Raw genomic sequence first — 11578 nt, 5'->3', positions numbered from 1 at the left:
TTATCTTAGCCAAAATATATTTGCAGAAAAAAATGAAATATTACATAATAGCTGGTGAAGCTTCTGGCGATTTACACGGTTCCAACTTAATGAAATCTATTTTAGCGAAAGATCCAACAGCCGAAATTCGTTTTTGGGGTGGCGATTTAATGCAAAATGTGGGCGGAACTTTAGTGAAACATTACCGCGACTTAGCTTTTATGGGTTTTGCAGAAGTCATTATGAATTTGCGAACCATTTTAGGTAATATTTCTGTTTGTAAAAAAGACATTCTTCAGTTTCAACCAGATACAATAATTTACATTGATTATCCTGGATTTAATATGCGAATTGCGAAATGGGCTAAGAAATTAGGCATTCAAAATCAATATTATATTTCGCCTCAAATTTGGGCTTGGAAGGAAAATCGTATCAAAGAAATCAAAAGAGATGTCGATAAAATGTATGTGATTTTGCCTTTCGAAAAAGATTTCTACGAGAAAAAACATCATTTTCCAGTTGAATTTGTAGGTCATCCTTTAATTGATGCGATTTCGAACAGAGAAAAAACTACGTTTGAAAAATTCACAGCTGAAAATAAGTTGTCACAAAAACCAATCATCGCTTTGTTGCCAGGAAGTCGAAAACAAGAAATTGAAAAAATGCTTTCTATCATGTTATCTGTTGTTGATAAATTTTCAGAATATCAATTCGTAATTGCTGGTGCACCTAGTCAGGATTATGAGTTTTATAAGCAATTTTTAACGACAGAAAACGTAAACTTCGTAAGCAATAAAACCTACGATTTATTAAGTGTTTCTCATGCGGCTTTAGTCACTTCAGGAACGGCGACACTAGAAACTGCTTTGTTCAAAGTGCCACAAATCGTATGTTATAAAGCGAATCGAATTTCTTATGAAATCGCCAAACGTATTATTACTTTGAAATTTATTTCTTTGGTGAATTTGATTATGGACAAAGAAGTCGTAAAAGAATTAATTCAAAAAGAATTAAATACTAAAAATTTAGAAGTGGAATTAAATAAGATTATTTCTGGAAATCAAAGAGAAGAAATTTTATCTCAATATGCTATTTTAGAACAAAAATTAGGCGGAAAAGGAGCAAGTTCAAAAACCGCTGAATTAATAATAAGTGCCATAAAAAAATAATTTTGTAAATTCGCAGCCATTAAAACATTGAAAATTTGAAAAATTCTATTTATATATTTTTACTAACTATCTTTTTATATAGTTGTAAATCAACGCAAAGACCAACTATCATTACTTCAAAAAATGATGCTTTAAAAGTTGGAGCGTATTCTTTTACGGAAAAAGAAGGTTTAGATAAACCTGTAAAACCCACAAAAAAAGAGTTAAAAGCGATTGAAAAAGCCAAAAAAATCGCATACAATGATAGTGTAGAAAAAGCAAAAATCAGAGTGGTTGTAGAAGAAGAAACGCCACAAGATTTTACACCTACTTTTGAAGTTTCTAATTATATTAAAGAACAAATTTTAAATGTTGCCGCAGAAAATTTAGGTTCGCCTTATCGCGGTGGCGGAAGCACTCCAGCTGGTTTTGATTGTTCTGGATTTGTGAATTATACGATGAGTCAGTTTGATATTGAATTACCAAGAAGTTCTGCAGAAATGTCACGAATTGGTAAACGTATATTAAAAAGCGAAGCCAAATCAGGAGATTTAATTTTCTTTAATACGAGTGGCGGTGGCGTGAGTCATGTTGGGATTGTTACCGAAAATAATGATGGAATTTTAAAATTTATTCATTCTTCTACCAGTAGTGGAGTTATTTATTCTTCCACGGCGGAAGGCTATTATGCAAGAACTTTTGTGGGTGTAAATAGGATTCTTGAATAAAATCATATGAAATTTATTAAGTTTCCAATTGTTCCAGTACTTTTTGGTTTCCTTATTGGGGTTTTAACACAACATTTCTGTAATTTAGAAATTAATTCTATTCTTTTTGGAATACTTTGTAGTGCAATTGGTTTTGTATTTACCTATTTTCTGAATATCAAAAAGAAATTTCAATCTTATTTTTTTGAGAGTTTTGTATTTATTTCAAGTTTTGCTTTTGGGATGTTTTCGACTTATTTGCATAAAGAAATTAATTCCGAAAGTCATTTTTTGAATTTCATTTCAGATAAAAATATTGTTCAAGGAATTGTTTCCGAAAAACTAAAATCCACCGTTTATTACGATAAGTTTATATTTAAAACTAATTCGATAAATAAACAAAAATGTAGTGGTAAAATTATTTTTTATGTTCCGAAAAAGTCCGAAAAAGTCATAGAAGTAGGAAATAAAATTAAGGTATTTGAAACACCAAAAATCCTTCAAAATTCGTTTAATCCACATCAATTTGATTATTCGAAATATTTACAAAATCAGAATATTTTTTACGAAATAAAACTCAAAGAAACGGATAACATTGAAGTTTCTACCGATTATAATTTCTATCATTATATTAATTTAATTAAGTCGAAATTATTAAAAAGTTATCCAATAGATAGTTTCAAATCGGACAATTATAATTTATTGATGGCATTGCTTTTCGGAGAAAAAACGGAATTGTCAAAAGAGTTGAGTAACAATTATACACAAGCTGGAATTATTCATATTTTGGCAATTTCAGGATTGCATATTGCTTTAATTTACGGAATTGTACTTTGGCTAACCAAACCTTTACAACGCTTGAAAAAAGGAAAAGTGTACATCTTTTTAATTTCATTATCGGTGTTGTGGTTTTATGCTGTTTTAGCTGGATTTTCGGCTTCTATTGTTCGGGCAGCGGTTATGTTTTCTATTATAGCATTGGCGAAAATTTTAAACCGACAATCTAATATCTATAACTCATTGGCCTTATCAGCACTATTTTTGTTGTTGTATAATCCCAATTATCTTTTTGATGTGGGTTTTCAATTGAGTTTTGCAGCGGTTTTAAGTATTGTTATTTTTCAACCTTTCGTTCGAAAATATAGTTATTCGAAATATTATGTAATAAGAGAAACGAAGTCTTTATTGTTAATTTCATTAGTCGCACAAATTGGTGTGTTGCCTTTAACGTTGTATTATTTCGGGCAATTTCCATTATTGTTTTTGGTGGCGAATTTAATTGCGATTCCACTTTCAAGTATTATTTTGGTTGTTGGTTTGGTGTTACTTCCTTTTAATTTTTTACTTCCGAAGGTTGCCGTTTATTTGAGTATTTTCGTAAATATGTTAATCGATTGGATGAATACTTTCACCGCTTGGATTGTGCAATTTGAAGTTTTTATTATTAGAAATATTGCTTTTCATGAAGTTTTAGTGGTTTTGTTATATGTCATAATTGGATGTGTAATTTATCTGATTTATTATCCGAAAATTAAATTTGTACTCCCTCTTTTGTTTTCGGTAATTTTATTTCAAATGGGGTATTTCTTCTTAAATTCTAAAGAAAAAGCGAATAATGAATTCGTGGTTTTTAATGTGATGAAGCACAATCTTTTTGTAGAAACTAAGAATAATTTAGCTGTTTTTTATACTGATGATTTTAAAGTTTCTAAACAAACCATTGAAGCATATACTCGAGGAAAATTTGTAAAAAACTTTCGTATTGAACCTGTAAAAAACGTATTTGCTTTTAAGAAAAAGATACTTTGTATTGACAGTTTAGGCGTTTATAATGCGAAACAAAAACCAGAAGTAATAGTGTTAATTCAATCACCAAAAATCAATTTGAAAAGATTAATTTCGACATTAAAACCACAGCAAATTATTGCAGATGGTTCTAATTATAAAAGTTATGTAAAACTTTGGAAAGCGACTTGTGAGCAAGAAAAAATCCCTTTTCATGCCACTGCCGAAAAGGGATTTTATAGATTGAACTAAATCTTTATTTTTTTGGTAGAAATGCATTTGCATTAGTAATCCAATTGGTTGCAGATTTGTCATAACCTAATGAACCTAAACCAGTTAAATTCACTTTATTGTCTTCGCTTTTTATAGGTTTTACAAACCAAACAGTAGGATATCCTTGAATTCCAAAAGTTTGCGCTAATTGTTGGTTTTGCATTTTTAAAGTTGGATCTTGAGGTTTGCTTCTTGGGAAATCTAATTCCACCAAAATTACATTTTCGTTCGCCCAATTAGCAAATTCAGACGTTTTTAAAACATCTTTTTGTAATTTTATACACCATCCACACCAGTCAGAACCTGTAAAAAACAACAATAAAGGTTTGTTTTCTTTTAATGAAAGTTCTGTAGCTTTTGACATATCAGTTTGCCAATTTAATTCTTGTGCTTGAGTTATAAATCCGCTTATTAAAAATGCGAATACTAAGATTAATTTCTTCATTTTCTTTATCTTAAAATTATTTTACAAATATATACAAATTGTGTGCCTAAAAAAGTAAGTTACTTAACATCTTGCATTAATTTTTTAACTAATGGCGAAATGACAATTAAAACTACTCCAGCAATTAGTGCGTAAATGGCTAGTTGGTAATAACCATCAGCATAGGTATTTAGCTTTTCTAAATTACTTGCGTTTTTAGAAGCTTTGGCAATATTTGCACCTAAAATTCCAGCAAAATATTGTCCATATGCACTGGCTAAAAACCACATTCCCATAATAACTGCTTGTGTTTTTTGTGGTGATAATTTGGTCATAGCGCTCATCCCAATTGGTGATAAACATAATTCACCAAACGTAATTATGAACCAACCAAAAGTAAAAACGCCTAAAGAGGTTCTTCCTAAATCATCTGCGAAAAACTTAGTATAATAGAAAATCCAGAAACCACCAGCTAAAAACAAAAAGGCTAAACCAAATTTAATGATAGTATTTGGCTCGATTTTTCTTTTAGCCATCCAAAGCCAAACTAATCCAACAAGTGCAGCAAAACCAATTACAAATAATGAATTAGCTGAATTATTTACTCCGTTTGGACTTAACGTAACTCCGCCAATTGTATTATTTAAATTATTAGCTGCAAATAAACTTAAAGAACCACCACTTTGTTCAAAAAATGCCCAAAAGACAATTGAAAAAAGGATAAAAACCAAAGCTGCTAATAATTTTTTATTTTCTACTAAAGAGAAGTTTCTCATTTCGTAAAACAAATACAAAATCGAAATTGGACCAATAGCATACATGAAATAATCGGTGTAAACCGTATTCCCAACCATTATAATAACAATCGGAATTACTAAAATGGAACCTAGATATGTTAAGTTTTCCAATAATTTTTTCTTCGAAACTTCAAGGTGTGCTAAAGGTGTAAGTCCGATGCTTGCTAAGCTTTTTTGAGTTTGAGTAAATGTCAACAAACTAATAATCATTACTAAAGCAGCAAAACCAAAACCTACATTCCATCTTAAATGTTCAGGAACGATGGATTGCCATAAAGAACCTTCGGCAACAGCTATACAAATGTAACCTCCAATTAAGGCGCCTAAATTTACACCCATGTAAAAGAATGAGAATCCTGCATCTCTTCTTGGGTCGTTGTCTTTGTATAATTGTCCAACCATTGAGGAAATATTCGGTTTAAAGAAACCTGTTCCAACAATTGTAAAACCAATTCCAGTAAAGAATAAAGTTTTAGGATCAATAGCTAAAATAACACTTCCAATTATCATTAAAATTCCACCCCAAAAAAGCGATTTTCGTAATCCTAAAATTTTATCTGCAAATAAACCACCAATAAAAGTGAAAGCATACACCCAAGCTTGGGTGGCACCATATTGTAAATTGGCAACTTCTTCATCCATGGCTAAATGATTCACCATAAATATTACAAGCATTCCACGCATTCCATAAAAACAGAAACGTTCCCACATTTCAGAGAAAAACAAATACCACAATTGTTTTGGGTATTTGCCTTTAAAGTTTTGTATTTCTTCTATAGTTTGCATACTAGTTGATTCCATGATCTTTCATTACTTTGTTTAAGTTTTTCACTAAAGCAAACATCAATACGGTTGCAAACATAAGTAATCCAAAGTTCACCCAAAAGAAGTTAGCTTTATCATCATACGTGTCCCACATACTAGCTAAAACGCCTGATAATTTATTTCCGATTGAAGTCGATAAAAACCAACCACCCATCATTAAAGCTGTAATATTTTTTGGAGATAATTTTGATACGATTGATAATCCCATCGGACTCAGAAATAGTTCTCCAATTGTGATAATTCCGTAATTTGCGACTAACCACCAAACGGATACTTTTTCTGTTCCGTTATTTCCAATATGAACTGCCGCTACCATTACTAAAACTGATAATGCTGAGATTAATAAACCAAAAGCGATTTTGGTTGGAGTAGAAGGTTCTTTTTTTCTGCTTCTTAAGAAAGTGAAAAAGGCTACAATTAATGGCGTCAAAATAATTACCCATCCTGGATTGATAGATTGACTTAGATTGGTTGCCCAAATACTTACTTTGTTTCCTTCTTGTGGTAAGGTTTCCTTAGAAGAATTTCTGAAATAAACAGGATAATCCACTACTTTTTTAACTTCACCATTTTCTTTTTGAAGTCGGAAACTTGAATCGTATAATTCCGTTGAATCTTTTTTATATTCTACTTCTTTTGATAATTTTAAACTATTGAAAACTGCTTTAGTTGTTCCGCTGATTTCTCTATCTGTATATCTGTCTGCCCAAGTGGTTAATGCCGAACCGTTCAATTTAAAAACAGCCCAAAATAAAATTACCACTGCGAAAATAGAAAGTAAAGCACCGATTGGTCTTTTTTCTTCGGCTTTAGCCTTGAAATATAAACTTCCATAAAAATAGACTACAGGAATACAAGCAAATATAAAAGCATCCGTACTGTCTGAACCGAAAATAGCGCAATCTGTATTAATGTCAGAAGCAACACCTTTTAGTAACCAACCAATAATTCCAAATATTACTGATGGTACTAAAATGTACATTACAATTTTAGAAAAGGGCATATCACCTTCTTGAATTCCTTTTTTCTCAGTTTTGTTTCCGTAATGTTTCGTACCTAATAAAAAGACAATAACACCAATGAACATTCCTAAACCAGCTGCCATAAAAGCATATTGCCAACCTAGTAAAATTTGTAGCGCTGCTCCGAAGAAGTTACAAATGAAAGCACCAACGTTAATTCCCATATAGAAAATGTTGTACCCTTCATCTTTCTTGGCTAAATATTTTTCTTCGTTATAGAAGTTACCTAATAAAGTTGAGATGTTTGGTTTAAAGAATCCGTTACCTACAATTACTAATGTCATAGCAACATACAGCATTGGTAAATTATGAATTCCCATCATAAAATATCCGACTCCCATCATTAATCCTCCAATCACAATAGATTTTTTATAGCCTAAATATCTATCAGCCACTAAACCACCGATAAAAGGTGTAAGAAATACTAAAGCAATGAAAGTTCCATATAAATCGGATGCTTCTTTTTCCGTCATGGCGAATCCAGCTTCAACATCTTTAAGATATAAAGTAAAAATTCCAATCATTAAGTAATAACCGAAACGTTCCCACATTTCAGATAAAAACAAGTAAGGCAATGCTTTAGGATGCGATTTCCACATAATAGGTGTGTTTTAAAATTAAAAAAAGCCCCGACGTAATCGGGGCTTGAAAGATATAAAAAATATTTTGAAATAGAATTAGTTAATTCCGTGCATCATTTTTTTTAATTTTGGTGTTAATGCGAATAAGATTGCAGCTGCAATTCCACATAAAATTACAAATACCATAAAGAATTCAAATAAATTATGAATTTCAAAACCAGCAAAAACTGGATTAGTTGGACTAATTTGATTGGTATCTAAAAGCGCTAATTGATCTGCAGTTGGTACAATTTTTTTATCTAAAACAGCTTGTAAATCGATACCTAATTCTTTTGCTTTATTGAATTTGTCTCCAGTTGCAGGCATAATAGAACCTAAAGTTCCTGCTAACGCATATCCAGCTGCATTCGATAAGAAGAAAACTCCGTACAATAAAGAAGAAAAACGTTTTGGTGATAATTTACCAACTAATGATAAACCAATTGGTGATAAACATAATTCGGCACAAGTTTGGATTAAGTACAGTAAGATTAACCATTTGATAGCTAATAAACCGTTATTTCCAAGATCTTTAACGTTGTGAGCGATAATAAAATAAGAAACTGCAATTAAAAGTAAACCGATAGCTTGTTTGAAAGGAGAAATTGGTTCTCTATTATTGGCTCTTAGTTTGTCCCATAACATACTGAATGGCACTGCAAACATTACAACGAATAATCCATTGAAGATTTGTACCATAGATGGTGGCATATTCCAACCAAAGAAATTTCTGTCTGTTTGATTATCTGCGATAAAAGTTAAAGAAGAACCTGCTTGTTCAAAAGCTGCCCAGAAAAAGATAACGAAAAAGGCAACAATATAAATTACTAAAATTCTATCTCTTTCTATTTTAGTTAATGAAGTATCTGAGATAATTAATCCTGCTAAAGATAATCCACTTGCATAAATTACGGCATAAATAATATTCTGACCGAATGCATAATGGAATAAGAAACCTAAACCTACAAAAGCAACAAGAGCTCCTATTAAAGCATTTTTAGAGAATACTGCTTTTTGAGATTCTCCTTCTTCAAAGTCTGAAGCGTCATTTTTAGATGGTAAACCTCCAATTGGTCTTCCTTCAGGAGTAACTACATATTTATTTTTTAAATATAAGAAAACCATTGATCCTATAACCATGGCAATTGCAGCGGCTAAGAATCCCCATTTGAAAGCATGAATATCTCTAATTCCTCCTGCGTCTTTAACATCTCCAACAATTGGACAAATTAACTGACCTAAGAATGCACCTAAGTTAATTCCCATATAGAAAATAGTAAATGCAGTGTCTAATTTGTTTTTTTCTTGTTTAGGATATAAACTTCCTACCATAGAAGAAATATTTGGTTTAAAGAAACCATTACCAAAAATGATAATCCCTAAAGCAACCCAAAGTAAAATTTTGGCTAAATCTAAATTGGAAGTAAAAACAGTTGCGCTAATAAACAATAAAAATTGTCCAGCAGCCATCATCAAACCCCCAAGCATGATGCAATTTCTATTTCCTAAGAATCTATCTGCTACAAATCCACCTAACATAGGTGTTAAATAACATAAACCTAAAAATCCACCGTAAACTAAAGAGGCATCAGCTTCTTTCATCATTAATGAATTTACCATAAATAAGGTTAAGATGGCTCTCATTCCGTAGAAATTGAAACGTTCCCACATTTCAGTTCCAAATAATACCCAAAGCCCTTTTGGATGTCCTTGATTTGTTGTTTCCTTCATAGTATAGTAATTTATTTGTATTAAGTTAGTTTATAATTTATAGTTTTTCTAAGATAAAATTCGTCATTTTCGTGTACAATTGTAAACGTGTTTTTCCACCAAAAATTCCGTGATTTTTGTCTGGATAAATCGCCCAATCAAATTGTTTGTTGGCTTGTACTAAAGCTTCTACCATTTTCATCGTGTTTTGTACGTGCACGTTATCATCAGCTGTTCCGTGAATTAATAAAAAGTTTCCTTTTAATTTACTTACGTGAGTAATTGGCGAATTGTTATCGTAACCTGTTGCGTTTTCTTGTGGAGTTTGCATGTATCTTTCAGTGTAAATGCTGTCGTAATATCTCCAAGAAGTAACTGGTGCTACAGCAATGGCAGTTTTGAAAGTATCTGCGCCTTGAAAAATACAGTTTGAAGCCATAAAACCTCCAAATGACCATCCGAAAATTCCGATTCTTGTTTTGTCAACAAAAGTGTATTTTCCAAAAACTTTAGCGGCATCAATTTGATCTTCGACTTCGAATTTTCCTAATTCTTTTTGTGTACATTTTTTGAAATCTGCACCCTTGAAACCCGTTCCTCTTCCGTCCACACAAGCTACGATATAGCCTTTTTGTGCTAACATCATAAACCAATAATCGTCTGTTCCGTTCCAAGCATTATCTACTTGTTGTGAACCCGGACCAGAATATTGGAACATAAAAACTGGGTATTTTTTTGTCGGATCAAAATCTTTGGGTTTGATCATCCAAGTATTTAAAACATGACCTTTTTCTGTAGTAATTGTTGAGAATTCCTTTGGAGAAATAGCGTATTTGGCTAATTTTTCTTCAACGGCTTCGTTAGATTGTATTTTCTTTACTTCTTTTGAAGTTTTAGAATCGTTTAAAGAATAATAAGGCGCTGAAGTAGCGCTAGAATAAGTGTTGATAAAATATTGGAAGTTCGGGCTGAAGGTAGCGTTGTTTGTTCCTGTTTTTATGGTTATTCTTTTTTTAGATTTTCCATCAATTGAAATCGAATACACATCTCTGTTGATTGAGCCATTTTCTACTGATTGATAATAAATCATTTTGTTTTTTTCGTCGAAACCATAATAAGAAGTTACTTCCCATTTTCCTTTAGTAACTTGATTTTTTAGTTTTCCAGATTTGTCATAATGATAAATATGATTGAATCCGTCTTTTTCTGAAGTCCAAATAAAACTATTGTCTTTTAAGAAGGTTAAGTTATCTGTAACATCAACGTAAGCCTTGTCTTTTTCGTTTAAAACAACTTTTTTTGCACCTGAATTTCCATCTACAAAAAGTAAGTCTAAATTATCTTGGTGACGATTTAAAACTTGAGCGCTTAAGATATTGGCATCATTAGTCCATTTTAATCGTGCGATATAAAAATCGGTATAATTGCTTAAATCAATTTTTTGAGTTTTTGAAGCATTTACATCGTAAATGTGTAAGGAAACATCTGCGTTTTTTTCACCAGCTTTTGGATATTTGAAAACGGATTGTGTAGGATATAAACCTTGATTGTACATGTCCATTGAAAATTCTGGAACATTAGTTTCATCAAAACGAATGAAACCGATTTTTGTACCGTTTGCATTCCAATCGAAAGCACGAACAAAAGCAAATTCTTCTTCGTAAACCCAGTCTGTAATACCATTAATTACGGTATTTTTCTTTCCGTCAGTAGTAATTTTTGTTTCTTTATTTGATACGAAATCGAAAACAAATAAATTATTCTCAAAAGCATAAGCTACTTTGTTCCCGTCAGGCGAAAAGGTTGGTTCTTGAATGGCTTTTTCGGTAAATTTTGATAATTTTTTAGAAGCGATATCGTACACAAAATAATTTGCTGTAAACGAATGTCTGAAAATTTGATTCGAATTCGTTGCGATTAAAATCTTTTTTTCCGCTTTGTCGAACGTGTAACTGTCAATAGATTCTAGTTCTTTGTGGTTTTTCGTATCGATTAATGTTGAAACTTTATTTAGCGTTGCATAATCAAATAAATCAATTTGTGTAGTCTTCGTATTTCTGTCGAAATTTAGTACCGTATATTGATTGGTATTCTTCATGGCGTTCAATTCGTCCATGCCTTTTGTTCTGAATGCTCCGCCCCAAATTTCCTCTAAAGTTAGTTTTTGTTGAGCAACAACTGATACTGAAGTTGTTACTAAAAGCAATAATAATTGTATAGATTTTTTCATGTAAATAATTTGTAAAAAACCCCCAATTTTAGTGAAAATTTACGACATATCCATAAAA

At 31.5% G+C, this 11578-nt stretch carries 8 protein-coding genes; 3 read left to right on the top strand and 5 right to left on the bottom strand.

The features are described from left to right. Positions 1-32 precede the first annotated feature (32 nt). Genes lpxB through UEQ13_RS08865 form a run of 3 tightly spaced genes read left to right on the top strand, consistent with a single transcriptional unit; the run spans position 33 to position 3871 of the window. Positions 33-1148: a lipid-A-disaccharide synthase gene (gene lpxB, locus UEQ13_RS08875; RefSeq protein WP_329805990.1), complete on the top strand. Its 1116-nt coding sequence runs from the start codon at positions 33-35 to the stop codon at positions 1146-1148. A 35-nt stretch (positions 1149-1183) separates the two neighbouring features. Beyond that, positions 1184-1855: a C40 family peptidase gene (locus tag UEQ13_RS08870; RefSeq protein WP_329805989.1), complete on the top strand. Its 672-nt coding sequence runs from the start codon at positions 1184-1186 to the stop codon at positions 1853-1855. 6 nt (positions 1856-1861) lie between these two features. Next, complete coding sequence (locus UEQ13_RS08865) at positions 1862-3871, top strand: ComEC/Rec2 family competence protein (RefSeq protein WP_329805988.1); 2010 nt, start codon at positions 1862-1864, stop codon at positions 3869-3871. Positions 3872-3875: 4 nt separating this feature from the next. Here UEQ13_RS08865 and UEQ13_RS08860 read toward each other — a convergent pair whose 3' ends face one another. The 5 genes from UEQ13_RS08860 to UEQ13_RS08840 all read right to left on the bottom strand — a co-directional run bounded on the left by UEQ13_RS08860 (position 3876) and on the right by UEQ13_RS08840 (position 11520). Continuing rightward, positions 3876-4337 carry a thioredoxin family protein gene (locus UEQ13_RS08860; protein WP_329805987.1) on the bottom strand — a complete coding sequence of 154 codons (462 nt, stop codon included), beginning with the start codon at positions 4335-4337 and terminating at the stop codon, positions 3876-3878. Between the two features lie 59 nt (positions 4338-4396). Beyond that, a complete protein-coding gene (locus UEQ13_RS08855; RefSeq protein ID WP_329805986.1) occupies positions 4397-5914 on the bottom strand; it encodes a peptide MFS transporter in 1518 nt (505 codons plus the stop codon). Then, a complete protein-coding gene (locus UEQ13_RS08850) occupies positions 5901-7559 on the bottom strand; it encodes a peptide MFS transporter (RefSeq protein ID WP_329805985.1) in 1659 nt (552 codons plus the stop codon). The genes UEQ13_RS08855 and UEQ13_RS08850 overlap by 14 nt, the downstream gene beginning before the upstream one ends. Positions 7560-7637: 78 nt before the next feature. Continuing rightward, entirely contained in the window at positions 7638-9311 is a 1674-nt protein-coding gene (locus UEQ13_RS08845) for a peptide MFS transporter (RefSeq protein ID WP_329805984.1), read from the bottom strand. A 37-nt stretch (positions 9312-9348) separates the two neighbouring features. Beyond that, positions 9349-11520 carry a S9 family peptidase gene (locus tag UEQ13_RS08840; protein ID WP_329805983.1) on the bottom strand — a complete coding sequence of 724 codons (2172 nt, stop codon included), beginning with the start codon at positions 11518-11520 and terminating at the stop codon, positions 9349-9351. Between the last annotated feature and the right edge of the window lie 58 nt (positions 11521-11578).

Source organism: Flavobacterium facile, from assembly GCF_036321945.1.
GTDB classification, from domain to species: Bacteria; Bacteroidota; Bacteroidia; order Flavobacteriales; family Flavobacteriaceae; genus Flavobacterium; species Flavobacterium facile.
This window is presented reverse-complemented; position numbering and strand designations above follow the sequence as displayed.